26 protein-coding genes are annotated in these 25,769 nt (G+C 37.5%); 15 read left to right on the plus strand and 11 right to left on the minus strand.

The features are described from left to right. Positions 1-17 precede the first annotated feature (17 nt). Complete coding sequence (locus tag DK866_RS08635) at positions 18-1,292, plus strand: MFS transporter (RefSeq protein ID WP_109408564.1); 1,275 nt, start codon at positions 18-20, stop codon at positions 1,290-1,292. Positions 1,293-1,514: 222 nt separating this feature from the next. Here the strand turns inward: DK866_RS08635 and prfH are convergent, their stop codons facing one another. The 4 genes from prfH to deoC all read right to left on the minus strand — a co-directional run bounded on the left by prfH (position 1,515) and on the right by deoC (position 5,075). Beyond that, positions 1,515-2,126, minus strand: coding sequence for a peptide chain release factor H (gene prfH / locus DK866_RS08640; protein ID WP_109408565.1), 612 nt, complete (start codon positions 2,124-2,126; stop codon positions 1,515-1,517). Next, the gene (locus DK866_RS08645) at positions 2,126-3,262 is read right to left on the minus strand and encodes an RNA ligase RtcB family protein (protein ID WP_109408566.1); all 1,137 of its coding nucleotides are present in this window, start codon (positions 3,260-3,262) and stop codon (positions 2,126-2,128) included. The genes prfH and DK866_RS08645 overlap by 1 nt, the downstream gene beginning before the upstream one ends. Positions 3,263-3,574: 312 nt before the next feature. Next, complete coding sequence (locus DK866_RS08650) at positions 3,575-4,351, minus strand: DeoR family transcriptional regulator (RefSeq protein ID WP_109408567.1); 777 nt, start codon at positions 4,349-4,351, stop codon at positions 3,575-3,577. 55 nt (positions 4,352-4,406) lie between these two features. Further along, positions 4,407-5,075 (minus strand): deoxyribose-phosphate aldolase, encoded by a 669-nt coding sequence (deoC, locus tag DK866_RS08655; RefSeq protein ID WP_072069516.1) that lies wholly within the window; start codon positions 5,073-5,075, stop codon positions 4,407-4,409. A 179-nt stretch (positions 5,076-5,254) separates the two neighbouring features. On the opposite strand from deoC, the gene rbsK reads away from it, so the two are divergent. The 3 genes from rbsK (at position 5,255) to DK866_RS08670 (ending at position 8,273) form a co-directional block, all read left to right on the plus strand. After that, a complete protein-coding gene (rbsK, locus tag DK866_RS08660; protein ID WP_109408568.1) occupies positions 5,255-6,175 on the plus strand; it encodes a ribokinase in 921 nt (306 codons plus the stop codon). Between the two features lie 397 nt (positions 6,176-6,572). After that, positions 6,573-7,379, plus strand: a complete 807-nt coding sequence (rhaS, locus tag DK866_RS08665) for an HTH-type transcriptional activator RhaS (RefSeq protein WP_109408569.1) — start codon at positions 6,573-6,575, stop codon at positions 7,377-7,379. Positions 7,380-7,424: 45 nt separating this feature from the next. Next, positions 7,425-8,273, plus strand: coding sequence for a helix-turn-helix domain-containing protein (locus tag DK866_RS08670; protein WP_109408570.1), 849 nt, complete (start codon positions 7,425-7,427; stop codon positions 8,271-8,273). 45 nt (positions 8,274-8,318) lie between these two features. Here DK866_RS08670 and rhaM read toward each other — a convergent pair whose 3' ends face one another. The 5 genes from rhaM to rhaB form a co-directional block, all read right to left on the minus strand. Further along, on the minus strand, positions 8,319-8,633 hold the full coding sequence (gene rhaM, locus DK866_RS08675) for an L-rhamnose mutarotase (RefSeq protein WP_109408571.1): 315 nt from the start codon (positions 8,631-8,633) through the stop codon (positions 8,319-8,321). Positions 8,634-8,708: 75 nt separating this feature from the next. Beyond that, complete coding sequence (rhaT, locus tag DK866_RS08680) at positions 8,709-9,743, minus strand: L-rhamnose/proton symporter RhaT (protein ID WP_109408572.1); 1,035 nt, start codon at positions 9,741-9,743, stop codon at positions 8,709-8,711. 75 nt (positions 9,744-9,818) lie between these two features. Next, positions 9,819-10,640: a rhamnulose-1-phosphate aldolase gene (rhaD, locus tag DK866_RS08685; RefSeq protein WP_109408613.1), complete on the minus strand. Its 822-nt coding sequence runs from the start codon at positions 10,638-10,640 to the stop codon at positions 9,819-9,821. A gap of 10 nt (positions 10,641-10,650) precedes the next feature. Next, positions 10,651-11,901 (minus strand): L-rhamnose isomerase, encoded by a 1,251-nt coding sequence (locus DK866_RS08690; protein WP_109408573.1) that lies wholly within the window; start codon positions 11,899-11,901, stop codon positions 10,651-10,653. A gap of 37 nt (positions 11,902-11,938) precedes the next feature. Next, entirely contained in the window at positions 11,939-13,396 is a 1,458-nt protein-coding gene (rhaB, locus tag DK866_RS08695; protein WP_109408574.1) for a rhamnulokinase, read from the minus strand. A gap of 269 nt (positions 13,397-13,665) precedes the next feature. On the opposite strand from rhaB, the gene murQ reads away from it, so the two are divergent. From murQ to DK866_RS08735, 8 genes are all read left to right on the plus strand, one after another. Then, on the plus strand, positions 13,666-14,577 hold the full coding sequence (gene murQ, locus DK866_RS08700; protein ID WP_109408575.1) for an N-acetylmuramic acid 6-phosphate etherase: 912 nt from the start codon (positions 13,666-13,668) through the stop codon (positions 14,575-14,577). Between the two features lie 42 nt (positions 14,578-14,619). Next, positions 14,620-15,984, plus strand: a complete 1,365-nt coding sequence (locus DK866_RS08705; protein ID WP_109408576.1) for a PTS transporter subunit EIIC — start codon at positions 14,620-14,622, stop codon at positions 15,982-15,984. 24 nt (positions 15,985-16,008) lie between these two features. Further along, a complete protein-coding gene (locus tag DK866_RS08710) occupies positions 16,009-16,860 on the plus strand; it encodes a MurR/RpiR family transcriptional regulator (protein ID WP_109408577.1) in 852 nt (283 codons plus the stop codon). Beyond that, positions 16,860-17,648, plus strand: a complete 789-nt coding sequence (locus tag DK866_RS08715) for a sulfite exporter TauE/SafE family protein (RefSeq protein WP_109408578.1) — start codon at positions 16,860-16,862, stop codon at positions 17,646-17,648. The genes DK866_RS08710 and DK866_RS08715 overlap by 1 nt, the downstream gene beginning before the upstream one ends. 306 nt (positions 17,649-17,954) lie before the next feature. Continuing rightward, positions 17,955-18,056, plus strand: a complete 102-nt coding sequence (speFL, locus tag DK866_RS20260) for a leader peptide SpeFL (RefSeq protein WP_109372621.1) — start codon at positions 17,955-17,957, stop codon at positions 18,054-18,056. A gap of 135 nt (positions 18,057-18,191) precedes the next feature. Continuing rightward, a complete protein-coding gene (argF, locus tag DK866_RS08725) occupies positions 18,192-19,184 on the plus strand; it encodes an ornithine carbamoyltransferase (RefSeq protein WP_109408579.1) in 993 nt (330 codons plus the stop codon). A 15-nt stretch (positions 19,185-19,199) separates the two neighbouring features. After that, on the plus strand, positions 19,200-20,147 hold the full coding sequence (gene arcC, locus DK866_RS08730) for a carbamate kinase (protein WP_109408580.1): 948 nt from the start codon (positions 19,200-19,202) through the stop codon (positions 20,145-20,147). 101 nt (positions 20,148-20,248) lie between these two features. Next, the gene (locus DK866_RS08735; protein ID WP_109408581.1) at positions 20,249-21,760 is read left to right on the plus strand and encodes a YfcC family protein; all 1,512 of its coding nucleotides are present in this window, start codon (positions 20,249-20,251) and stop codon (positions 21,758-21,760) included. Positions 21,761-21,950: 190 nt separating this feature from the next. On the opposite strand, the gene DK866_RS20310 is transcribed toward DK866_RS08735, so the two are convergent. Beyond that, positions 21,951-22,118: a hypothetical protein gene (locus DK866_RS20310; protein ID WP_420902346.1), complete on the minus strand. Its 168-nt coding sequence runs from the start codon at positions 22,116-22,118 to the stop codon at positions 21,951-21,953. Between the two features lie 91 nt (positions 22,119-22,209). Here DK866_RS20310 and ilvB point away from each other — a divergent pair, with 91 nt between their 5' ends. Beyond that, positions 22,210-23,907: an acetolactate synthase large subunit gene (gene ilvB, locus DK866_RS08745; protein ID WP_109408582.1), complete on the plus strand. Its 1,698-nt coding sequence runs from the start codon at positions 22,210-22,212 to the stop codon at positions 23,905-23,907. 3 nt (positions 23,908-23,910) lie between these two features. Continuing rightward, positions 23,911-24,195, plus strand: a complete 285-nt coding sequence (ilvN, locus tag DK866_RS08750) for an acetolactate synthase small subunit (RefSeq protein WP_006535577.1) — start codon at positions 23,911-23,913, stop codon at positions 24,193-24,195. Between the two features lie 47 nt (positions 24,196-24,242). On the opposite strand, the gene DK866_RS08755 is transcribed toward ilvN, so the two are convergent. Beyond that, complete coding sequence (locus tag DK866_RS08755; protein ID WP_069368071.1) at positions 24,243-24,821, minus strand: helix-turn-helix domain-containing protein; 579 nt, start codon at positions 24,819-24,821, stop codon at positions 24,243-24,245. A 184-nt stretch (positions 24,822-25,005) separates the two neighbouring features. Between DK866_RS08755 and DK866_RS08760 the strand changes: the two genes are divergently transcribed. After that, the gene (locus DK866_RS08760) at positions 25,006-25,752 is read left to right on the plus strand and encodes a sulfite exporter TauE/SafE family protein (RefSeq protein WP_109408583.1); all 747 of its coding nucleotides are present in this window, start codon (positions 25,006-25,008) and stop codon (positions 25,750-25,752) included. Positions 25,753-25,769 lie beyond the last annotated feature (17 nt).

Below are 25,769 nucleotides of genomic sequence, written 5' to 3' on the forward strand. Positions count from 1 at the left end.
ACCTGAGGAACAGGAAAATGAGTTCAAATATTATTCCAGATCTTCAACAGAAGAAAACATGGAAAGCTCGTTACACCGTTTTATCTTTGATTTGGTTAGCATGGTTACTTTCATTCTTAGATAGAATGGTGATGAGCGTTTCGTTACCTTTTATTGGGCGTGATCTTAATCTTGATACCACTCAACAAGGCTTAATCATCAGTGCATTCTTTGTCGGTTATGCTGCATTCCAAATACCGGGTGGTTTCTTAGCTGACCGTTTTGGTGCGCGTAAAATTATGGCAATTGGTATCGCTTGGTGGTCAGTATTTACCAGTTTAACGGGGATGGTGTTTACATTACCGTTAATGTTAGCAGTGCGATTCTTATTTGGTATTGGCGAAGGCTGTTTCCCATCCGCTTCTTGGAAAATGATCTCAACTTATTTCCCATCTAAAGAGCGTGGTCGTGCTACTGCAATTCAATCAACAGTAAATACTTTAGGGCCAGCATTAGCTGTTATTGTTGCAGCCAGTATTATCGGGGCTTTTGGCTGGCACATGGTCTTTATTGTCTTAGGTATTCCGGGCTTATTAATTGCCGCAGGTATCTACTTTTTTACTCGTGATAATCCCAAAGATCACCCAAGTATTACTCAGCAAGATCTCGATGAATTAGCGGCAGATGGTACATTAACGGATAAACCTGTTGAAGCCGTACCTTTTAAAGATGTGTTAAAAATGCCTGTATTATGGCAAATGGCCGCGATTTGGTTTCTGTTTGATATTACCTTTTGGGGATTTTCAACTTGGTTACCAAGCTATTTAATTACTGTTCGTGAATTCTCTTTGGCTAAAACCGGGGTAATGGCTGCTATTCCATTCTTATTTGGTGCTGGCGGGACATTATTAGGTGGTTATGTTTCTGATAAATGTAAATCACAGCGTAAATGGTTATATATGGTTACCGCAGTGATTGCAGCAGGTTTCTTATATATGACTTATACCGTTGAAAGTGCGGATATGGCTGTTGTATATCAGTGTATTTCAGCATTATTTATGTTCTTCGCCATGGCAATGTTCTGGGGTATTTTAATGGATACTATCCCAAATAAAATCATGGGCCGTGCTTCGGGAATAGTTAACTTCGGTGGCCAAATGGCTGGTGTTGTTTCCGCACCAGTAATGGGCTTCTTAATTAAAGCGAGTGGTGGCAGTTATGATAGTGCATTTATGTTTATGATAATTGCATTAGTCGCTTCTGCTGTTGTGACGTTCACCGTTAAAATGAGAAATACACCAGCATCCATTTAATTAATCAGTATTAATAACGTTTATATTTGAATAAGTGTGATGTTATTAAAATAAATAAGATTAATTAAATAGAATAAATATCTTAACTGTAAGATTTATTTATTAAAACTCACTATACGCTTTATTGATTTTTTAAATTAAAAAATCTTATTGTAGGGTCTGTTTGTCTTAAAAAAGCCACGATAAAAAAATCGTGGCTTTGCTTTTGTTAGATTAATAACATTATTTGCTTATAAGCACAAAGTCATTACCACTAAAACAGAGTGTAGCATCACCTCTGATCACTTGATGATGAGCAATATGGCGCTGACTATTTAATGAGGCGTGTTGCTTCATCATATAAGCTTCTAAATGCCATGCAATAAGTTGCTTAGCGAGCTTTTTATTAGCGTGCTGACTACGTTCTGATTGCACTTTTACACTAATACCGGTGGCAATATGTGTTGCTCTGACCGCTGATTCTGTTTTGTTAACATGCTGACCACCAGGGCCATTTGAACGCATAGTTTCAAAGACAATTTCTGTGTCGCTAATTTCATCAGGTTGTTCAAAACAGGCAACACCAATAAACCAGTTTTTACGCTTATGCCGTGGTCGTAACGTGCTTGCACATTGCCATTGTACTGAACCCGTCCACTGTTGGGCGATAGCTTGTGCATCAGCACCTTCAAGAGATACTAATGCAGATTTTAAGCCATGACGTGAAGGTTCTTTTTCAAGAACAGTAACGTTCACTTGCTGTTTTATCGTTGATTTCAAAAAGTAATTTAAGGCTTTTTCAACGGCTAAACAGCACTCTTCAGGGCCTTGTGCGGAAGTGAATTGTAATAACATTACGCCATCTCCCCACTTGTTTTATAGGTGATCACAGGTTTTAAACGTGCAATAACTTCGATTAATCCAATGCTGACCATACTTTCAATCACGGTTTCAATTGATTTATAAGATTGTGGTGCTTCTTCATAAATCAGTTGTTTATTGGCACAAATAATACGGCTACCTAATGCAGTTCGTGAAAGTTGTAAGGGTGTAAAACGGTGTGATAAACGGCCTTTACACTCGGTACGCATCCATTTTCTGCCTGCACCATGCGGTAATGAATGAAGGCTTAATTCAGACACAATGGGCTTAACAATATAACTGTAGTCACCGCGTGAACCTGGAATAACCACCATATCGTGATGTGCTGGTGTTGCACCTTTACGATGTAACCAGCCTTGTTGACCATATAACTCACAAGGCTCTACAAGATTATGATTAACATCAGAAATAACTTCACCTTGAGTACGAATTTGGCGCATCATTCTTTCACCAATAAGGCGGCGATTTAGCTTTGCATAATCAAGTGCTTTATTGTGAGCTTGCAAATATTCATTTGCATCTTCGCTGTTAGCAGCCAGTCCTTTATGACCAAACTGTTCTGTATGGGCACGTAAGATAGATTGTCCTAAACCTCTTGAGCCACTGTGGACTAATAGCAATAACTGTTTTTTATTGATACCACTTTCAGCAAAAAGCGTTTCATTGATCACTTGGTCGATTTGTTGGAATTCAGCAAAATGATTACCACCACCAATAGAGCCTAAAGAGCCAGCAAAAGAGTGGTTTTGCATTTCAGTTGGTAGATGAGCTTCTAACCATTCTGAAGGTGCGATATCACTCATTTCACTCAACTGTTTTTCTGCTTTATCTAAGTTAAGTTTGCTGTTTTTAAATTCCGTTTGAAAGAGCGTCATACCACAGCCGATATCATTTCCGACTAAGGCAGGATAAAAACGATTAACAGAAAAAAAGGCTGCGCCGATAGGATAACCACGACCAGGATGTAGATCTGGCATACCTGCGACATAAGTCATATCAGGAAGTTGAGCCGTTGTTTCTAATTGTTGGATTGCTTTGCTTTCAATCCAAGTATTATCCGATGCGATATAACAAACGCTATCAGATAAATAATGAACACACTTGTCCATATACCAATCCATATAATGTAAAGGATAAAAAATAAATTGATTGGCGGACAGCAAAAAGAAGGAAAAAAGATTACTTCTGAGATTGTCCGCAAAGAGTATTCATATTTGTAGTTGTCATGGGATACCTCCTTGCAGTTAAGTGAAATGGATAAGAAATAATAAATCGCGGGCATAGTAACCACTTTTTTTTGCATTAGCAATTAAAAAGTGGTGTGAATTTTCTTTATTTTTATAAAAGAGAATAAATATAATTTATTTAATTTAAGGCTAACTTTTCTTTATTATCTATTTTAGTTAGCACTCTATTTTTAATTAATAAATCACTTTTACTGAGCTTTTTCGGCAATAATCTTCGTAATCATCTGTTAATTTTCTATCTGTGATAACAACATCAAACTGAGCTAAATCGCCCATGTTGCCTGTCGCTGTTTCATCAAAATAGTGATATTTGGTGAGTAAAATTTTACGAATAGATTTATCCATCGCTTTTTTCTTCATATAAAGATCGTCGATGTTATAGCAGGTAACGCCAAAATCGAGATGAACACCTTCAGCTGAAATAAAGGCTTTCTTAGGATTAATACTATCAAGATAAGAAGGTTGGGTAGGGTTGTAGAATGAATCACTTTTAGGGCGATATTCACCTCCGCAGAGTAATACGGTGGCATTTTTCTTCTGGCTTAATGCCAAAAATACACGATGAGAATAACAGATCCCTGTGAAATGCAGATTATCAGGAATAAGTTCAATTAGTGTCGGAATTAATTGTCCGTTATCGAAAAAAAGGACATCACCTTCAGAGACCATACCGGCGGCAAGATTGGGTATATGAAGTTCTTCTGTTTGATCCGGTGTAATAATATCGGATGATGTTGAAACTAATCCAAAATGAGGTTGGGCTAATGCAACAATATAGCCACCCAATAATGACATTGGAAATGGATTTTCAGCGTCAGAACTAAGATCACGCCTAATTGTCATTTCAGAAACTTCAAGGATCCTCGCGGCGTCTTTAAGATGTATGCGACCTGAGCGTTTAATACATTCACTGAGGCGGCGCAAACGTTCGTGCTGTTTGGTCTCTATCACCGAAGGATCCTTGTGTTATTGAATAGCGTACTCCAAGAAAATATACGCTAAATAATTAGTAGTTTGATTCAGGCGCATCTGAATCTGTTGCGATAGCGACGCTTGCGCTAGCACCGATACGAGTTGCACCTGCTTTGATCATGTTTAATGCTGTTTGGCGATCGCGAACACCACCAGACGCTTTTACGCCCACTTCGTCACCTACTGTTTTACGCATTAATGCAACATGATGTTCTGTGGCGCCCATTGTACTGTATCCTGTTGATGTTTTCACAAAATCAACGCGGATCTCACGACACATTTCACAAACTAAACGTACTTCGTCGTCAGTTAATAAGCAAGTTTCTAAAATAACTTTCAGTGTTGTGTTACCACAAGCCGCTTTTACAGCTTCAATATCTTGTTTGACGAAGTCTAAACGACCGCTTTTTAACATACCGATGTTTATAACCATATCGACTTCTTGTGCGCCTTGGCGGATAGCTTCAGCGGCTTCAAATGCTTTTGTTGCAGTTAAACCAGCACCAAATGGGAAGTCAATAACACAACATACTTTTACATCGCTCCCTTCAAGGCAAGTTCTTGCTAAAGGGATGTAAGAAGTGTTAATACAAACAGAGAAGAAACCGTGTTCAGCTGCTTCAGCACACAATTTCTTGATTTGTGCTTCAGTTGTATCTGCAGCAAGAAGGGTATGATCGATATAATTAGCTAATGGACGCATTGTATATTCCTTAATAAGAAGATTGTTATTTATCACTCATGTTAGTTTGGCAACATATTAGTGCTGTTTTAACGAGATAACAATCACAAATGATATTTAAATAACATGATACTGTTATACATCTATCAAAATGTCACTATTTTCACATTTATAAATTTTACATAAGAGTAAGAGGCGCTATGGATATCGCAGTGATTGGTTCAAATATGGTGGATTTGATCACCTATATAGATAGGATGCCAAAAGAGGGGGAAACCCTTGAGGCGCCAGCATTTAAAATTGGTTGTGGTGGTAAAGGAGCAAATCAAGCGGTTGCTGCTGCTAAATTAAATTCAAAAGTGATGATGTTAACAAAAGTCGGCGATGATATTTTCGCGGATAACACCATCATGAATTTAGGATCTTATGGCATCAATACACGTTATGTTGAAAAAGTACCAGGTACAACAAGTGGTGTTGCACCTATTTTTGTGACTTCCCAATCGTCAAATAGCATTTTAATTGTTAAAGGTGCTAATCAGCATTTGTCGCCAGAAGATATTGATAGAGCGACCGATAGTCTGAAAAAATGCAAAATAATTGTACTGCAATTAGAAATTCCACTTGAAACGGTCTATCACGCCATTGAGTTTGGTAACAAACACCATATTCCTGTGTTATTTAACCCCGCACCTGCTTCAAAAGCATTAGATCTTGATATTGCTGCCCGTTGTGATTTTTTTGTTCCGAATGAAACAGAGCTTGAAATTTTGACAGGTATGCCAATCACGACAATGGATGAAATTCGCGAAGCCGCTTGTTCTTTACTACAAAAAGGCTTTAAGAATGTCATTGTCACATTAGGTGAAAAGGGCGCATTATGGATGAATGGTGACATTGAAAAATACATTCCTGCTATTGAAGTTGATGCGATAGATACCAGTGGGGCAGGCGATGCTTTTATTGGTTGTTTTTCCCATTATTATGTTCACACTAATAATATTGAAGAAGCATTAAATAAAGCGGTGATGTTTTCAGGTTTAAGTGTTGCCGGAAAAGGTACACAATCTTCTTATCCGAGTATTGAAGAATTTGGGCAGTTTTTAGGAAATAAAAAATAACGGTTAATTTTATCTTGGATGTTATCTTATTCTGATTATTTAATCGTTTAAGCCACATTGTTATCATTTCCCTCATCTATACAGGTGAGGGAATATCGGTTAAATCGAGCACTAATTAAGTGAGAAAATAAGATTTAATACATTATTAATTGTCTGTGACTTCACAAATTTATTAATTTATGAGGCTATTCTTTGATTTTTTGCCAAAAATAAATGCTTCTTGTCTGAATGTTAAAGGTGATTTTTATTTTTACTGCTTAGAATTAGTTGTTCTTATTATTTTACCTAGTAGTCCACTTTATTTTATATTTTTATTTTTCAACCGGATTTTTCAAAAGTATTTCTTAATAAAAGAATTATTTGAGAAAGTAAATAATAATTATGCTAAGGGGGCTAAATGAAATTATACAGTGAAGATTATTTTTCAGCACCAAATCAACCTATAGCTGTAGAGCCTAGGATGCCACAACCGATATTTCCTGAACATACTCATGATTTCAGTGAAATATTTATTGTTACTCAAGGTATTGGATTACATGTCCTTAATGGCCGACCTTATACATTATGTCCAGGAACTGTTTGTTATATTAAATCTGAGGATTACCATTTATTTGATAATGTTTCAGGTTTGAATTTAACGAATGTTCTATATCGCTCTATATCAGAGTTTAAATATTTAAATAATATTAATCAATTTCTTCCTGTAAATAATAAAGATAAAGGTTCACATTGGTTATTAAATAAAACTAATTTTATAAAATCACAAAAAATAATAGATAAATTAAGTAAAGTGACAGGAAATGACATTGCTGAAGAAGAAAGTCTATTTTTTCAATTGTTAGTGACGTTACAAGAAGGAAAATATAATACTATAACGGATGGAAGTAATGAGCAAAAAATGATGCAAGTATTACGCTGGTTAAATATGAATTATCTAGAAGTTGTTGATTGGGCTGTTCTTGCTGAGAAGTACGATATTTCATTACGAACACTCCATCGGCATATTAAAAATCATTTAGGGCTATCCCCTCAGAATTATCTAATGAAATTAAGGCTATCAGATGCTTATTATAAAATTCGTTTTTCGGATGAACGTATTACTGATATTGCCTTGAATTGTGGTTTTAATGATAGTGCCTATTTCTCTACCTGTTTTAAAAATGAGTACAATGTCACACCCAGAGCGTTACGTTATTGCACATAAAATACTATCTAGCAATGATGTTTTTTTACGTATTTGGGAGTGCTCATGAATAACACTATTTTATCCCTAAAAAGTAATAATTATTTTATTTGTGATGAGAATACGATCACAATAGAAAAAAGAAAATCGCAAGAGAGTTTTGTTATTCATGATCATGATTTTAATGAATTAGTTATAGTTTTCTCTGGAAATGGCATTCATACATGGAATGGGGACGATTACCCTATTACTTGTGGTGACTTTTTTTATATTAACGCGAATGATAGGCACGGTTATTATTCAGTTAATCAGTTAAAATTAGTTAATATATTGTATAAGCCTGAAAAGCTTCTGTTTAATAAAGAAATATCAAAATATCTTCCTTTAGTAACAGAAATAAAAGAAATGCGCCAATGGAAATTGCCGCCTTCTTGTTTGTCTCAATTTATTCCTATTATCGAACAAATAGATAAAGAGTGTCGTAAGCCGGACAGTATTTCAATTCACTTATGTGAATCACTTTTCTTGCAATTTATCTTACTGATTTCTCGTTATCGCTATCAACCCAATAATTCACCGGTAAGTTCTGTACATTTGATTGATATTTTAATTACAAGACTAAATCAAAGCATATCAATGCCATTTTCTTTAAATGAATTTGCACAGGAACATCATGTTGCCTCTCGTTCATTATACCGATTATTTAAATCAAATACGGGAATGACAGTCACCGGTTATTTACAACAATTGCGTTTATGTCATGCTGCAACGTTATTAAGAACAACGGATTTATTAATTAGTGATATTGCTGCACAATGCGGTTATGAAGATAGTAATTATTTTTCATCTGTCTTTCATAAAAAAATGAATATTACTGCGAGAGATTACCGGCAAAATTTTCATAACAAGAAATAAATTAGATGGGCGATATTATTCAAATATCACCCAAAAATAAACAGGTTATTTAAGAAAGAATACTTCGTGTAAATTATCACTGATAGGGCTGTTATCTGGATTGGATGGCATAACATCTGACATGTATTTCCACCATTTTTGGCAAATTTCTGTATTAGCGACAGCATTCCATTGCACTTCTGACTCAATTTGCACATAACCAAAAAGTAGGTTTCTTTTTTTATCAAGAAAGATGGAATAATTATGTGCACCATGAGCTTTTAACGTTGCTTCAAGTTCTTGCCAAATCGGGTTATGTCGTTGTTGATACTCTTGATGAGAATTAGCATTAACTTGCATCACAAAGGCTTTTCTTATCATGGTTCACCTCTTAATTAAGATAAGATTTTTATCAGGAAATATCAGGGCTAATGTACATTAACCCTGATAATGGGTTTATGCAGCCATGCCTAAACCCACAATATTGGCAGCAAGAATGATCACTAAACAACCTAGCGATAAAATACGTACAGGTTTTCTTCCAGTATCTTTCCACTCTTTTAATATTAAACCGACGATACCACCACATAAAACATAGAAACTCATGTGTAGCATCCAGCTCATAAAGCCGTATTCTGTTGGGATATTGGCATGTCCCCACGCATAAAAGAAGAATTGGAAATACCACATACCACCACCTAAGATGGCAAATAAGATATTACTAATCAGGAGCGCTTTAGGGACAGAAATATCAAGTTTGAAAGAGAGATCTTTTTTACACATTAAGCGACTAAAACAGTAACCTAAGTTAATTAATGCACCGCCACCCATAATCACTACATAGCTTGGTAAAGCCACATAAAGAGATGAAACGCCTAATTGTGATGCAACTTCATGCATAGGAACTGCTGCGCTCATCGCAAATGACATACCAGCAGAAAAAATACCGCACATCACAGCTAACAATAAGCCTTTTTTCAGATCAAACTCTTCAGCTTGAACACCAGTTGCTCGCTCTTTTAAAAGTCCCGCATAAGAGACTATAGCCACACCAATTAGGGCAATAGCTACTCCAGCTAAAGTCAGTTTTCCTCCCGTTGAAGCAACAAGCTCGCCGAATTTACCTTGAATAATTGGTGTCATTAATGTGCCAACAATTAATGTGATCCCAATGGCAATACCAATTCCCATCGACATTCCCAAATAGCGCATTGTCAGACCGTAACCAATATTTCCCACTCCCCACATTGCACCGAATAAAAAGACAGGTAATAGGATCTCACTACCAAAAGACGCGTAATATGACCAAAAATCAGGGAGCAATAAGTAGCTGATTGTCCAAGGTAAAATTATCCAAGAAAATATTCCAGCCACAGACCACATGGTTTCCCATGACCATCTTTTAACTTTTTTCAGTGGAGCATAAAAACATGCAGCGGAGGCGGCACCGACAAAGTGCCAGAAAATGCCTAATATAATTCCACTACCCATGAGTTTTTCCTCATACCATTATTATTGTGTTTTTCTTTGTGACAAAGGAACGACTCTGTCACAAAGAAATAGGTGTTATTTCAGTGCTTCGCGCATTGGAGAAACATTAAAACGTTTAGCTAATGCAATGAGATTTTCGGTAGAGATAGTCTGCTTTTTTCCCCCCATAGAGAGCACTTTAACCAGAATTTCAGCTGATTTTTCAGCTGTATCAATTAAGCCAAATGCATCATCAAGGGTCGGGCCTGAGCCAAAAATGCCATGAAATGGCCATAAAACCAGCCCATGTTTTTCCATTTGTCGTGCTGTTTCAAGCCCAATGCCATCTGTTCCGGGTACCATCCAAGGGAAAACGCCAATACCATCTGGGAATACAACTAAACATTCGGTGCTCATTTCCCAAAGTTGACGTGTGATCGTGGCACTATCGAGCGGTAGTACGTAGCTAAGGGCAATTAAGTTTGTCGCATGGCAATGCATAATGACGCGATTTTGCCCTTGAGTAACTTTTAAGCGTGTAATATGTGACTGAAAATGGGCTGCAAATTCAGAAGTAGGAACGCCACCATTAATCAATCCCCAAATAATGTGATAACCCTGACCTTCTTCATCAATTTTTACTAATCCCAAGGTATCTTCGGGATCTAGTGCTACGTTGCGAAAAAACTTACCTGATCCCGTTACGATAAAATATTGATTTGCTAATTCTTTAACGGGTTCTGTGACTTCGATATAACGTGGTGTTGAATAAAAGTCTCCTTGATAAGGTAAAACTTCCTCAGGTGTTAAACGTAAGCTGATATTCCCGCCATTACGTTCATCCCAGCCTTTTAACCACATATCACTGGTCGCTTTGATCATGCCTTGCACAAAACAAGATGTGAGAATTTTTTGCATGGTGATCACCTTATCTTTTTGATAAAACACTATTTTCATAATGACGAACTTCTTGTAACCACTTATCACCAACAGGAACATTTTGGCGTTCACAATATTCGTCCCAAACCGCTTGCCAAGGCAGTGCTTTTTGTTCTTCCAATAAGGCTAGGCGAGCTGTGAAATCACCATCAATTTCTAATTGTCGTAACATTGGCGTTGGTTCGAGTAAAGCTCGTAACAATGCTTTTTTCATATTACGTGTACCAATAACCCAAGCAGCGATACGGTTAATAGAAGCATCAAAGAAATCGAGACCGATATGAACACGGTTTTGTAAGTTATGTCTGATGATTTCATTTGCGATCGCCTGAGTTTCATCATCAAGTAAAATAACGTGGTCGCTATCCCAACGAACAGGGCGACTCACATGGAGAAGTAAGCGTTCAACGTAAGGCATCACCGCAGAAATTTTGTCTGAAATAACTTCTGTTGGGTGAAAATGCCCTGCATCTAAACAAAGTGCGGTTTGACGAGTAATGGCGTAGCCAAGGTAAAACTCACTAGAGCCTGCGGTATAAGATTCAGCGCCAATACCAAATAATTTACTTTCGACAGCATCAATATGATGTTTAGTGGAGAGTTTCTCGCTAATCGCTTCATCAAGCGCTTCAACAAGACGTTGTCTTGGGGCGTAGCGATCGATAGGAGTGTCTTTCATACCATCAGGTATCCAGATGTTCATCACCGAAGCCGTATTTAGTGACTCGCCAAAATAGGCTGATATGCGACGGCATGCTTTGGTATGACCAATCCAGTAATCGCGGATCTCTTTATTGGCGTGCGTTAATGTAGCTTCAAGGCTTAAAGGATGAGAGAAAAACGAAGGATTAAAGTCGAGCCCAATGTTTTGTTGTTTTGCCCATTCAACCCAATTAGCAAAATGCACAGGTTTGATTTCATTGCGTTCAACAGGTGTATCGGATTCTAAATAAAGGGCATGAAGATTAACTCTTTTTGAGCCAGGAATAAGGCTCATTGCTTTTTCCATATCCGCACGTAGTTCCGTAGCATTACGCGCTTTACCCGGATAGTTCCCCGTTGCTTGAATGCCGCCAGTTAATGCGGTATTTGAAGGTTCAAATCCTGAGACGTCATCACCTTGCCAGCAATGAATAGACACAGGTAATACATCCATTGCCTGAATAGCTTTTTCTGTATCAACACCTATCTGTGAAAAACGTTGTTTGGCAAGTTGATAGCTCTCTTTAATGTTAGACATGGCACTTTCCTTATCCGTCAATCGCGTATAAAAATATTTAGTGTTTAATTTCAATGAGTTGTAAAAATGATTGCCACGTATTTTTGTTTAGTGGCGCTTGGGGCATAAACGTGGTGTGAGTGGTGTTTTGGCTTATTAAGTGGCGAAAATGGCTGATATCTTCAATCTCATTTAGCGCAATGAGTTGTAAGCCCACATTACCTAATGTTGATGCTTCGATAGGGCCCGTAATAACGGGAATTCCACAGGTGTTGGCGCAAAGTTGGTTAAGCAGCGCATTTTGACTACCGCCCCCAACGATATGTAATTGTGTTAGTTGTGTGAAGTTAAGTGATTGTAATTCAAGGAAAACATAGCGATAAAGTAGCGCTAAGCTGTCAAAAATACAGCGTGACAATTGTGCTGGTGTGTTAGGAACAGATTTTCCCTGTTGTTGGCAATAGTCTTGGATTGCTTTACTCATTGAATCTGGATTGAGAAAGCATTCATCATTGGGATTAATTAAGTAAGTAAAAGGTGTGATGTGTTCGACATCATTAATTAATGCAGCAATATCAGTAATGTTGTGTTCTTTACAAATAGACTGAAATAACCACAGCCCCATAATATTTTTAAGAACACGATAACGACCTTCAACACCCCCTTCATTAGTGATATTTGCATGCAATGATTGGGTTGAAACACAAGGTGTGAAGTGTTCAATTCCCATTAGAGACCATGTTCCTGAACTTAAATAAGCGCACTGTTGATTTTTTAACGGTGTAGCAATTACTGCACTCGCCGTATCATGACTGGCAACGGAAATAACAGGAATTGCCTCGTTTTTACTATTTTTCCAATAACCAATCGTATTTCCGGGTTGTTTAATGGGCATAAACCAATGATGAGGAAGTTGCAGATAATCAAGCAGTGCTTTATTCCAATCTCCTGTGTTTATATCGATTAATTGTGATGTGGTGGCATTTGTATATTCACAATTAAGCTTGCCAGTTAAACGGTAAGCCAGGTAATCGGGGATCATCACAAAATGAGCCACACTCTCTAGCCATGGCGGGGTTTCAAGTTGCATCGCTTTCAGTTGATAGAGAGTATTAAAAGGAAGGAATTGAATACCAGTTTGTTGATAGATCCATTCAGCACTGAGATCGCTTTGCACTTGTTGCATCACATTTTCAGTGCGTTTATCACGATAAGAATAACTTAGACCAATACGCTCTCCTTGTGCGTTTAGTAGCACATAATCAACGCCCCAAGTATCAATACCAATGCTGCTTATAACAATATTTTGCTGTTCTATTAAAGATAAGCCTGTACGGATATGATGCTCTAATAAATCCAGATCCCAACAAGTATGACTTTCATTCATAGCAAAACGATTAGTAAAGCGGTGAATTTCAGTCAGTGATAATTGCTGATGGACTTTATCAAAACTGGCTAACATGACGCGACCACTTGAAGCACCAAGATCGATAGCAACGGTGTAGCAGATACTCATAGTCTAAATTCCTGTGATATAGAAATTGAAACTATCTTAAGAAGCGGGCAAAAATGATGCGTTAAACATTCTGCCAATAAACTGAAAAGTTGGCAGAATAACCAAAGTCGACGTGATGTTATTCACAATTTCATTAATCAGATTTCAAACAGATCCGTTATGGCTTTTTTATAATGTGATTCATTTCACACCATCATGACAAATAGGATTGAAATATAATTTCATTGAATGTAATTTTAATTGAAATTTAGTTTCATAAGGTTGTTGTGATGAAAGAAGATGCATTGAGCCAATGTCTTAAAAATGAAAGTAACCAAGAAACAACCCAATTTTCAGAGTTAAGTGCATTGGAATTGGTCACATTAATCAATAGTGCAGATATGACGGTTGCAAATGCAGTCAAAAAAGAATTACCCGCTATTGCCAATGCGGTAGAAAAAATCACTGAACGTTTACAAAAAGGTGGGCGTATATTTTATGTCGGTGCAGGAACGAGTGGCCGATTAGCTGTATTAGACAGTGCCGAATGTCCGCCAACTTTTGGTGTACCTTCTACATTAGTACAGGCAATTATTGCAGGTGGTCATGATGCAATGTTAAAAGCGGTTGAAAATATTGAAGATAGCCAAGAAGCGGCAATTGAAGAGCTTCAACGTCGTCATGCCTGTGATAAAGATGTTGTTATTGGTATTGCCGCAAGCGGTCGAACTCCCTTTACGGTTGCAGCGTTGCAATATGGTAAGAAACTAAAGGCGTTGACTATCTCTATTACCACGCGTGGCAAAAGTATGATGAGTGAAATTGCTGACTTATCTATTGCGCCAGATGTGGGCGCAGAGGTATTAACAGGCTCTACAAGAATGAAAAGCGGCACGGCTCAAAAAATGATTTTGGGTATGTTAAGCACCAGCGTAATGACTAAGCTTGGAAAAGTGCATAAAAACCTGATGGTGGATGTGATCGCGAGTAATGAGAAATTACAACGTCGTGCTGAAGGTATTGTCAGCGAAGTGTGCGGAATTTCTAATGAAAGAGCCAGAACGCTGTTACAAATGGTTAATTATCATCCTAGAAAAGCCATTTTAATGTATGAACTTCACTTGAGTGTGGAGAAAGTTGATCAAATTACACAGCAATATCCTTATCGTTCGCTACAACAGCAACTTGCCTTATTTAATTAATAACAATATGAGTAAATACTCTGAACTTTAGCAGGCACACATATGGCTAATAAAATAGAACACCTCGACACGTTAGCAATAGAAATAGAAAAACACGCTGGTGGGTTTCAAAATGTGGCAACCCTAACACATTGTATGACTCGCATTCGATTGATTTTAAAAGATAGTTCACTATTTAATGCTGATGCTTTAAAACAAGTCGAAGGCGTTAAAGGTGTTGTATTTAATGGCGAACAGCATCAAGTGATTGTCGGAATGGGAACCGCCGCAAAAGTTTATTCTATTATGAATAAACGTATGCAAAATAGTTCAGCAAGTAGTGAAGATAAGCCTGCGTCAACACCAGTGAAAAAAGGCTTCTCCATTCGCCGCATGTTAAATACATTAGCGGCTATTTTTGTTCCGACAATTCCTGCTTTAATTGGCTGCGGTTTGATTATGGGGCTAATTAATATTATCCGTTTAGTCGCACCGGGCTTAGTTGAGCAATTCCCCGAGCTATTTAAATTATTCAAATTAATTGGTAGTACGGTATTTGCCTATCTTTCTATTATGATTGGGATAAATACAGCTAAAGAGTTGGGAGCGTCAACTTCGATTGGTGCGGTAATGGCGGGGTTATTAGCTATGCCGGGGCTTGCTGATATCACTTTATTTGGCGAGAAATTACAGCCAAACAGCGGCGGTATTTTTGCGGTATTAATGGTGGTGGTGTTCTCTTCAAAACTAGAATTATGGTTTCGTAGCATCGTTAAAGAGAGTCTTGATCTTATCTTAACGCCGTTTGTGACGATTTTAGTCTCTTCATTGGTGGCGATTATGATATTCCAACCTATTGGCCATTATCTTAATCAGTTATTAGCGCAAGGTGTATCATTATCACTATTAAATCAAGGTGGTGGTGCGGTAGTTACTGGGGCTGCCTTAGGAGGAAGTTTCTTATTTTTACTCTTAACAGGATTACATCAAGGGTTAATTCCTATTCATACCGAAATCTTAAATACTTTTGGTTTAAATTACCTGTTCCCTATTTTAGCGATGGGCGGAATGGGACAAGTAGGCTCTTGTTTTTGGGTTTATCTACGTACTAAAAATCAGCGTTTAAAGAAAACATTAATGGGTGCATTACCTGTGGGTATTTTTGGTGTCGGTGAGCCGCTATTATTTGGTGTTTCTCTTCCATTAGGAAAACCTTTTGTGGCGGGATGTATTGGTGGTGCTGCGGGTGGCGCATTAATGGCATATTTCCAAGTTGGGATCATTATTCCATTTGGTACAGCTGGGTTATCATTAATTCCGTTAGTCGGTGATGGTCAAATTATTAAGTTCTTGATTGCAGTATTAGGTGCATGGATTGTCGGTTTTATTGCCAGTATGCTAATGGGATTTACTGATCCAGAGAAATAAGTCAGAAATAAAAAGGATAACAGAATGTCGACACTGACCAAAAAGCTTGAAAGTTTGCTAATACAGGGCAAAGGTACAGAACAACGTATTGCTCATTATCTATTAGAAAATAGTGAGAATATTGCCAGTATGAATGCGGCTGAATTGGCACTTAAAGCCGGTGTAAGCAGTGCTTCTGTTATCCGTTTCTCTCGTCAAATGGGATATCGTGGTTATCCTGAATTTAAAATTGATTACCTTTCAGAAGAAAAGCAACAAAAAAGCAGTGGCGATATTCTTTATGGTAATTTAGCGAAAACAGATCCAACAGAATTAATTATTTCAAAAACAGGCCATCTATTTACTAGTGCTATTCAGGACTCATTGGCTTTGTTAGATCCTAATTGTATTGATCTGCTGGCTGAAAAAATGGTCTCAGCTAAACGCATTGTCCTGTTTGGTATTGGCGCCTCTGCGGTCGTAGCAAGTGATATTTTTCATAAGCTTATTCGCGTGAATAAAAACGCTTTATTTAGTTCGGATCTTCATGCTCAATTGGCTTATTCTGCCAATTTATCAGTTGATGACTTTGCTATCGCGGTTACCGCACGAGGCAATACTGCTGATATTAATCGTATGTTGAAATCGGCAAAGAATGAAGGCTGTTTAACGGTGGCATTAACCCGTTTTGGGCAAGATGAAGCGACGCGATTATCTGATTATACGTTGCCTTATTTCTATGACGAACAGCACTCTCAATTGGGTGTCATCACGCCACAAGTTTTACAAATGGTGGTTTTTGATGTGTTATTTTTTAAATATATGACACTGGCGAGTGAGTCAGCAGAAAAAGCCTTATTAAAAGGACGAAAAGCTGTCATGCAAGGAAATCAATAATGTTACTTATCACCACATTAGCGGTAGGTGCTGCTATTGGTTTAATTATTAGCACAACGGGCGTGGGTGGCGGTGTTATTGTTTTACCTGTATTGACGTATTTTTTTGGTATGAATGCATTAATGGCTGTGGCGACTGCAAATTTATTATCTATGTTGATGAAAGTCACCTCGTCTTATATGCATTTTCGCCTTGGTAATATTCCTTTAAAAAGAGCAATGATTGTATTAGGAATAATGCTACCAAGTACCTTTTTGGCTAGTGTTTTGGTTAATTATTTAGGTTCATTAGAGCAGTATCAGCAACAAGTAGAGTGGGGAATTAATGCGCTTGTGGTGGGTGCGATTGTTTTTTCTCTCTTTCTCTTTGTACAGAGAATGTTTTTCTCATTACCTCCCGTTGTGGTTGAAAATACAAAGCTAGCGCCTTTAAATATTAAAGCACTTTTACTTCCTGCGGTTATGGCTGGGGTTATTTTAGGTGCAACTGGTGTAGGGGGCGGTGTAGTTGTATTACCGTTATTGCTACGTTATGCAAATCTCTCTATTAAGCAGGCCATTGGTACTTCTATATTTACCACAACATTGTTATCGGGATCTTCTGCACTGGCTTATATGCAAGACGGGCATACGGATATTCATTTAGCGCTTTTGTTATTTTTAGGCTCGTTGATCTCTATTCCGCTGTCTAAATGGTTGCTGATAAGAATGCCTGATAGAGTGTTTCAGTATGCGACTTTAATTTTAATTATTTGTAGTGCTGTAATGATGCTAGCTAAATTATTTTAATGTTAAATCACATCAATAATATTAACATTTATAAAATATAATAAATAATAACTAAATAAAGTCTAATGGTTTTTCTTGGTTTATTTTATATTATCTTGCTAATTTAATTAAGATAGTCTTCTAATATAAATTTTATTCTCCATGTAATATATGTGTGTTAATGAAATGTTTGATTTATTATTTGTTTTTAATGAGATATGATTTTAGTCATAAATAGATAATTGAGATGATAATCACATTAATGTTAATTCCTATATGTTTCACTGTAACCCTCATTTAATACCTATAGATGAAGGTACTAGTATTATGGAAAATAATAATAGGAAAACACCTCATATTAGACGTATTGCCCACATTATGATGTATAAACAACGTCAATGTTTTCATTTCTCCGTTTTTAACGGGTAAGCCCTCTATTCATACAATTAAAATATAAAGCATATTTCCTAATAACGGGTGTTATTGGGGAAGCCTCTATTTTTTATAAATAACAAATCATTTTTAACTCTATTATTATCAGAATAATTAGGAGATAGGATTATTATGTCTATTAATATTAAAGGTAGAAGTTTTTTAAAATTACTCGACTTTTCATCAGCTGAAATTCAATATTTATTAAAGCTTTCTAAACATTTTAAATCATTAAAAATGGCGGGTATGCCTCATCGCTCTTTAGAAGGTAAAAATATCGTTTTATTATTTGAAAAAACCTCAACACGCACACGTTGTGCCTTTGAAGTGGCGGGTTATGATTTAGGAATGGGGGTGACTTACCTTGATCCTGGCTCATCACAAATGGGGAAAAAAGAGTCTATTGAAGATACTGCGCGTGTGTTAGGGCGTTTCTATGATGGTATTGAATATCGTGGATTTGATCAGTCATTAGTTGAAGAATTGGCAGCGAAATCAGGAGTACCTGTATGGAATGGCCTTACCGATAAATTCCATCCAACTCAAATGTTGGCGGATATGCTAACAGTTGAAGAAAATTTTGGTCATTTAAAAGGGCTTAAACTGACTTTCTTTGGTGATGCTCGCAATAACGTTGCTAACTCTTTAATGGTAGTCTGTGCGAAATTAGGCTTACATTTTACAGCGTGTGGGCCAGCATCTTTAATGCCAGAAGAGCAACTAGTGAAAGAATGTCGTGCAATCGCGGCAGAAAACGAAGGTTCTATCACGTTAACCGAAGATATTGAAAAAGGAGCAAAAGACGCGGATGTTCTCTATACCGATATTTGGGTTTCAATGGGTGAGCCAGATAGTGTATGGGATGAGCGTATTCGTTTATTAAAATCTTATCAAGTTAATGGATCTATGATGAAAATGGCAAATCCTCACGCTATTTTCTTACACTGTTTACCTTCATTCCATGACCGCTTAACAACTATTGGTGAAGATATTTATCAGAAATTTGGCTTGAGTGAAATGGAAGTGGCAGACGATGTTTTTGAGTCTCGCCAATCAAAAGTTTTCGATCAAGCTGAAAACCGTATGCATACCATTAAAGCCGTTATGTTCGCGACTTTGAGCTAAAGCAAGGAGTTAACAATGCCTAAAAAGGTATTTATTGCTTTAGGGGGAAATGCACTGGGCAGTACGCCACTAGAGCAAAAACAGATAGTACGAAAAACCGCAAAGCCGATTGTAGATTTGGTTGAGAAAGGCTACCAAGTCATTATTGGTCATGGAAATGGTCCGCAAGTTGGGATGATCAATTTAGCTATGGATTATGCATCGCAACAGAATATTGGCACGCCTTATATGCCATTTGCTGAATGTGGTGCCATGAGCCAAGGCTATATCGGCTATCATCTACAACAGGCGATTAATGACGAGTTATGTACGAGAAATCTGAATAAAGATCATGGCTGTGCGACCATTGTGACGCAAGTAGTTGTTGATAAAAACGATCCTGCTTTTTTATCACCCACAAAACCCATTGGCGCGTTTTATACTCAACAGCAAGCTGAGGCTATCCAAAAAGAGCATGGTTTCCACTTTATGGAAGATGCAGGGCGTGGATATCGTCGAGTTATTCCATCACCCAAACCGTTAGAAATTGTAGAATCACCGATTATTAAACAGTTAGTTGAACGCAATATTGTGGTGATCACGGTTGGCGGAGGTGGTATTCCCGTTATTCGAAAAGGAGAGTTATTAGAAGGTATTGATGCTGTTATTGATAAAGATAACTCCAGTGCTAAATTAGCTGTCGAATTAAAAGCAGATATTTTATTAATATTAACGGCTGTTGATAAAGTGGCAATTAATTTTAATAAACCAGAGCAAATGAATTTAGATAAATTAACACTCTCTCAAGCACAAGAATATATTTCTCAAGAACAATTTGCTAAAGGAAGTATGTTACCTAAAGTTGAAGCTTGTCTTAATTTTCTAAAAGAAAGTCACAAGGATGCTCAAGCAATTATTACTTCTTTAGATAATGCATTATCTGCTTTAGAAGGAAAAACAGGCACAACAATTATCTCTAATTAATATTGTTTTTATTATTCCAAATTTAATTCTAAAAATAAACACTGCCAGTTAGATATTATTTCTACTGGCAGAGTTACCTCTTATTTAAGTCGAGGGCGCTTATGAAACTTAAAAAGTTTGCGTTTCCGACCGCATTTACTATTTTATTTGCAATTACAGTAATTGTGGTTGGCTTAACGTGGATTATTCCAGCTGGCGAATATCAACGATTAAGTTATAACTCTGCGGAGCCATCATTAGTGGTTGCGAAAATAGATGGTTCTCATGAAGTATTACCTGCAACTCAAGCGACATTAAATGATTTAAATGTCTCTATTGAAATTAATAAATTTACTGATGGAACAATTAAAAAACCGATAGCGATACCTGGAACCTATGAACGCGTAGCACAGCAACCCAAAGGGATAATGGATATTACCGAAAGTATGGTGAAAGGGACGATAGAGGGGGCTGATGTTATTGTTTTCATTCTTGTTTTGGGGGGGCTTATTGGGGTTGTTAATAAAACTGGTGCATTCAATGCGGGCTTAACAGCACTGGCAAATCGAACCAAAGGTAAAGAGTTTTTAGTGGTATTTGGTGTCACGATTATATTATCCATAGGCGGGACAAGTTGTGGGATTGAAGAAGAAGCCGTTGCCTTTTATCCCATATTAGTCCCTATATTCTTAATATTGGGTTATGACGCTATTGTGTGTGTCGGGGCTATTTTTCTAGCTTCGTCAATGGGGGCTGGGTTTTCAACAGTTAATCCATTCTCTGTGGTCATTGCCTCAAATGCATCAGGAATAAGTTTTATTGAAGGGATCGGCTTTCGTACTATTGGCTTAGTGATTGGTACGATTGGCGTTTTGGTTTATTTATACTGGTATTGTAAAAAAATTAAAAAAGATCCTGCTTTTTCTTATAATTATGAGAATGCCGAAAGTTTTAAACAACGTTTTTTAAGTAATTACGATCCAAACGAAATATTAGAATTTTCATGGCGTCGTAAAGTGATCCTCTGCTTATTTGTTGCCGCTTTTCCTATTATGGTTTGGGGCGTCATGGATATGGGCTGGTGGTTTCCACAAATGGCTGCTCTCTTTTTAGCCATTGCCATCATCATTATTTTTCTCTCTGGATTAAAAGAAAAAACGGCCATTGATGGATTTATTCATGGGGCATCTGAGTTAGTAGGCGTTTCATTAATTATTGGTTTAGCGCGAGGTGTTAACCTTGTGATGGAACAAGGTAAAATTGCCGATACTATCCTTGAGTTTATGTCTCATATGGTTGCAGGAATGCCACCAAGCTTGTTCTTATTAGCACAGCTCGTTGTTTTTATTTGTTTAGGTTTTATTGTTCCTTCCTCTTCTGGCCTTGCGGTTTTAGCGATGCCAATTATGGCACCATTAGCAGATGCAGTCGGTGTTCCTCGTTATATGGTGGTGTCAGCATATAACTGGGGGCAATATATTATGTTGTTCTTAGCTCCTACCGGACTGGTGTTAGCGACCTTGCAAATGTTAGATATCTCCTATAACAAATGGCTTAAATTTATTATGCCGATGGTGGTATTTATGTTTGTACTTTCGGCAACATTACTCTTGGTTCAAGTTGCGTTTTTATAAAATTGAGTGGGTGTGTTTACGCAGATAAAAGGATTTTTGGTTATTCTGTAATATGAAATTAATCTGGTTTTTTGTGCTGTTATCGTCATTATTTTTTGATTTTCATTAGAAGTGATCTAGCTCTCGTTTTTAGTGGTGATAAAAAATAAACCGAAAAAAAAGGTTGTTAATTTGTAGAAGTTATGTTTTTTTAAATACAGATAACACGTAAACACATCATTAAATTAATTGATAGGTAACCCATGATCATCACTACTCTACTACAAAGCCTACGACTAACAGCGCACATCGCGGCTGTGGTTGTCGTGCGTGTGGTGGTGGTCGTCGGCAAAGCGCCGTAACGGGTCCGAATCAACACAGTTTCGAAACCCCGCCGGCGCACTAACCGGGCGGGGTTTTTCATTTCTACCTGCCCATCAAGTCCGGCTTAAAACAAAGGACAGATAAAAATGGGTGATCAACAAGAAAACGCCACAACAAGTAGAACGTTTACTGGCGCACAATTAATCGTTTATTTACTGGAACGACAAGGCATTACGACCGTTGCGGGTATTCCTGGTGGGGCTGCGCTTCCGTTGTATGACGCATTGAGCCAAAGTAAATCTATTCGACATATCTTAACTCGCCATGAACAAGGTGCTGGTTTTATTGCTCAAGGGATTGCCCGTGCAAATGGTAAACCTGCTGTTTGTATTGCTTCGAGTGGGCCGGGTGCGACAAATTTAGTAACAGCAATTGCCGATGCTAAGCTTGATTCTATTCCTTTAGTTTGTATTACAGGTCAGGTATCTTCAGCGATGATTGGAACTGATGCTTTCCAAGAAGTTGATACTTACGGCATGTCTATTCCCATTACTAAACATAACTATTTAGTTCGTGATATTGCTGAGTTACCTGAAATTATTTGTGATGCGTTTCGTTTAGCAATGTCAGGAAGACCGGGGCCTGTTTGGGTTGACGTACCAAAAGATATTCAACAAGCCAAAATTACATTAGAAGCGTTACCGCCTATTCCACAAAAAGATCCTGTTCCCGCGTTTAATACTGATTTAGTGATACAAGCGGCGCAAATGATTAATCAGGCTAAAAACCCTGTTTTATATTTAGGTGGGGGGATCATTAGCTCTGAAGCATGTAAAGAAGCAATTGAATTAGCAGAGAAAAATAATCTGCCAACAACCATGACCTTAATGGGGTTAGGATTAATGCCACCTTCGCATCCACTGTATTTGGGAATGTTGGGTATGCATGCGACTCGTAGTACCAATTTTATTTTGGAAGAAGCGGATCTGTTGATTGTATTAGGGGCTAGATTTGACGATCGTGCCATTGGTAAAGCCGAGAAGTTTTGCCCTAATGCTAAAATTATTCATGTTGATATCGATCGCGCTGAAATTAGTAAGATCAAACGCCCTGATATTGCGATCCACGCCGATGCGAAATCCGTATTATCACTGTTATTACCATTGATTAATACAAACAAGCGTAATGAATGGATAGAACGTGTTACGACACTGAAACAAGAATATCCATTAGAAATGAAAAACTCTGAAAATATTCTGAGTGGTTACGGTATTGTATTGGCGGCCGCAAATTGCGTAGATGATGATGCGATTATTACGACTGACGTAGGGCAACACCAAATGTGGGTAGCGCAAGCGTATCCGTTAAATCGACCTCGACAATGGTTAACGTCTGGTGGTTTAGGTACGATGGGCTTCGGTTTACCTGCTGCAATTGGTGCCGCATTAGCTGAGCCAGATAAGAAAATCCTCTGCTTCTCAGGGGATGGCAGTATTATGATGAATATTCAAGAACTTGCCACTGCGGCTGAACACCAATTAGATATCAAAATTATTTTGATTAATAATCAGGCATTAGGATTAGTGCATCAGCAACAAACACTGTTTTTTGAAGAGCGCATTTATGCGGCGGCTTACCCTTACCAAACAGATTTTATCCGTATTGCACAAGGTTTTGGTTTAGATACCTGTGACTTAAATCAAGAAGCAGATCCCGCCAGTGCATTGCAAGCTGCTATTGAAAAACCAGGCCCTTGCTTAATTCACGTTATGATTGATATCCACGAAAAAGTATTCCCGATGGTTCCACCTGGGGCTGCAAATATTGAGATGATAGGAGCTTAATTTATGTCAAACCAATCACAACCTATCGCGCTGGAATTGATTGTTCGCAACCATCCCGGTGTTATGACCCATATTTGTGGTCTATTTGCTCGTCGCGCATTTAACGTCGATGGCATTTTGTGTTTACCAATGAAAAATAGCGATAAAAGCCGGATTTGGCTATTAGTGCAAAAAGATGATCGCCTAATGCAGATGGTGAGTCAGGTAGAAAAGCTTGAAGACGTAAAAGAAGTGAGATTCAGCGATGACTTACGTGTTTTTGAGCAAATGGAAAGTTATTTAAATTAATGTAGATTGGCTCTCTCTTTATCATTAAGAGCGAGCCAATATAGTGCTTAAGGGCGATGATGGTAATGCTGTTGATTTGGGCTAGACATAATTACAGAGGCGCGCAAATGGCCTTCTACACAAATATAAGAGTGGGGCGCATTACCATGAAAAGCATAAAAATCACCAGTTTCTAATAAAACCGTTTCGTCGTTATCAAAACGCATCATTAATTTACCAGAATAGACCATGATGTGTTCTTGAGTACCATCAGCGTGAGCAGGGCTATTAATAATCGCGCCATGCTTCATCTCGATATGCCAAATCTCAGTAATATTGCCGATACCAATACGGAATTTAAACTCTTGGGCATAATCACCCACGATAGGTTTATGTCGTTCTAAGCGAGGGTACTCTTCGCGTGTAAAACTAAATAAATCTCCCAAAGGAAAGCCAAGGGCTATCGCGATAGCCTCTAAGGTATCGATTCTAGGATTAGAATCACCGGATTCTAATTTTGACAATGCTGCCTTGGATATTCCTGACTTTCTTGATAACTCATTAAGTGACAAGTTTCGAGATTGTCTTAATTGTTTAACTTTATTACCAAGGTATTCATTTGTTTTTTTAGGAGGTTGTGGGTTCATTGCCAATTTAAAATATCGTTAGTTTAAAAGTGTCATTCCGATTAGATAATAACACTAATTAACCGTATTCGGAAAAATGAGGTTCTGTTTCTGCTGTATTTTGTGAATAGTCTTACGATCACTGTTCGATTTTTACTAGTTACGCTAATATCTTTGCATAAATGATAACTATTCAAGGTTTTTTATGATGGAATTGCTCAGTTGGGCTGATATTTTTATTTGTCTATTCACCTTATTTTTTGCTTACGTGATTTTTGGTATGGCAGGATTTGGATCAGCATTAATTGCAGGGCCAGTCTTGGCGCTTTATTTACCATTGCCAATGATAGTTCCTTTATTGGCACTAATCGATTTAAGCGCAGCTATAGTGAATGTAGCAAGGGATGGTAAGCAGGCTGATTTTAAAGAGATCCGTTATCTTATCCCGCTTATTATTATTGGTAGCCTTGTTGGGGCAACAATTTTATTAACCACACGTCCTGATTTACTCTCTCTTCTTTTAGGTCTATTTGCTGCTTGTTATGCAATTTATGCACTGTTTTGGAAAAAACAAGAAAGCCAATTTTCTCAACGCTTAGTTTATCCTTTTGGATTAATCGGCGGTGTATTTAGCGCGTTGTTTGGTAGTGGGGGATTTTTATATGCGATTTACTTGTCAGGCAGAATTGCAGACAAAAATAAGTTTCGCATTACACAAACAACGTTGATCGGTTTTAGCACATTAACTCGAGTGGTGATTTTTTTATTTGCAGGAATTTATTGGCAATTAGATATTCTTAAATTAGCTGTTATTTTCTTACCAGCCATGTTTGCAGGTGTTTGGTTAGGGCGAAATTTAACATTACGTATGTCGAAAGCACGATTTATGAGTGTGATTTATACTATTGTATTGATATCTGGTGCTGTGCTTATTTACCGTTATTTTTCTTAAGTGTTGTAAGATAAATG

This window comes from Proteus genomosp. 4 str. ATCC 51469, from assembly GCF_003144375.1.
Lineage (GTDB): Bacteria > Pseudomonadota > Gammaproteobacteria > Enterobacterales > Enterobacteriaceae > Proteus.

Coding starts and splice junctions, on each gene's coding strand:
- rhaB (WP_109408574.1), bottom strand. CDS start 13,396: ATGAGTATCTGCTACACCGTTGCTATCGATCTTGGTGCTTCAAGTGGT.
- ilvN (WP_006535577.1), top strand. CDS start 23,911: ATGTCAAACCAATCACAACCTATCGCGCTGGAATTGATTGTTCGCAAC.
- DK866_RS08635 (WP_109408564.1), top strand. CDS start 18: ATGAGTTCAAATATTATTCCAGATCTTCAACAGAAGAAAACATGGAAA.
- DK866_RS08710 (WP_109408577.1), top strand. CDS start 16,009: ATGTCGACACTGACCAAAAAGCTTGAAAGTTTGCTAATACAGGGCAAA.
- DK866_RS08645 (WP_109408566.1), bottom strand. CDS start 3,262: ATGGACAAGTGTGTTCATTATTTATCTGATAGCGTTTGTTATATCGCA.
- DK866_RS08690 (WP_109408573.1), bottom strand. CDS start 11,901: ATGTCTAACATTAAAGAGAGCTATCAACTTGCCAAACAACGTTTTTCA.
- DK866_RS08755 (WP_069368071.1), bottom strand. CDS start 24,821: ATGAACCCACAACCTCCTAAAAAAACAAATGAATACCTTGGTAATAAA.
- rbsK (WP_109408568.1), top strand. CDS start 5,255: ATGGATATCGCAGTGATTGGTTCAAATATGGTGGATTTGATCACCTAT.
- ilvB (WP_109408582.1), top strand. CDS start 22,210: ATGGGTGATCAACAAGAAAACGCCACAACAAGTAGAACGTTTACTGGC.
- rhaM (WP_109408571.1), bottom strand. CDS start 8,633: ATGATAAGAAAAGCCTTTGTGATGCAAGTTAATGCTAATTCTCATCAA.
- DK866_RS08670 (WP_109408570.1), top strand. CDS start 7,425: ATGAATAACACTATTTTATCCCTAAAAAGTAATAATTATTTTATTTGT.
- rhaS (WP_109408569.1), top strand. CDS start 6,573: ATGAAATTATACAGTGAAGATTATTTTTCAGCACCAAATCAACCTATA.
- DK866_RS08705 (WP_109408576.1), top strand. CDS start 14,620: ATGGCTAATAAAATAGAACACCTCGACACGTTAGCAATAGAAATAGAA.
- DK866_RS08715 (WP_109408578.1), top strand. CDS start 16,860: ATGTTACTTATCACCACATTAGCGGTAGGTGCTGCTATTGGTTTAATT.
- prfH (WP_109408565.1), bottom strand. CDS start 2,126: ATGTTATTACAATTCACTTCCGCACAAGGCCCTGAAGAGTGCTGTTTA.
- DK866_RS08760 (WP_109408583.1), top strand. CDS start 25,006: ATGATGGAATTGCTCAGTTGGGCTGATATTTTTATTTGTCTATTCACC.
- argF (WP_109408579.1), top strand. CDS start 18,192: ATGTCTATTAATATTAAAGGTAGAAGTTTTTTAAAATTACTCGACTTT.
- DK866_RS08735 (WP_109408581.1), top strand. CDS start 20,249: ATGAAACTTAAAAAGTTTGCGTTTCCGACCGCATTTACTATTTTATTT.
- rhaT (WP_109408572.1), bottom strand. CDS start 9,743: ATGGGTAGTGGAATTATATTAGGCATTTTCTGGCACTTTGTCGGTGCC.
- deoC (WP_072069516.1), bottom strand. CDS start 5,075: ATGCGTCCATTAGCTAATTATATCGATCATACCCTTCTTGCTGCAGAT.
- speFL (WP_109372621.1), top strand. CDS start 17,955: ATGGAAAATAATAATAGGAAAACACCTCATATTAGACGTATTGCCCAC.
- arcC (WP_109408580.1), top strand. CDS start 19,200: ATGCCTAAAAAGGTATTTATTGCTTTAGGGGGAAATGCACTGGGCAGT.
- murQ (WP_109408575.1), top strand. CDS start 13,666: ATGAAAGAAGATGCATTGAGCCAATGTCTTAAAAATGAAAGTAACCAA.
- rhaD (WP_109408613.1), bottom strand. CDS start 10,640: ATGCAAAAAATTCTCACATCTTGTTTTGTGCAAGGCATGATCAAAGCG.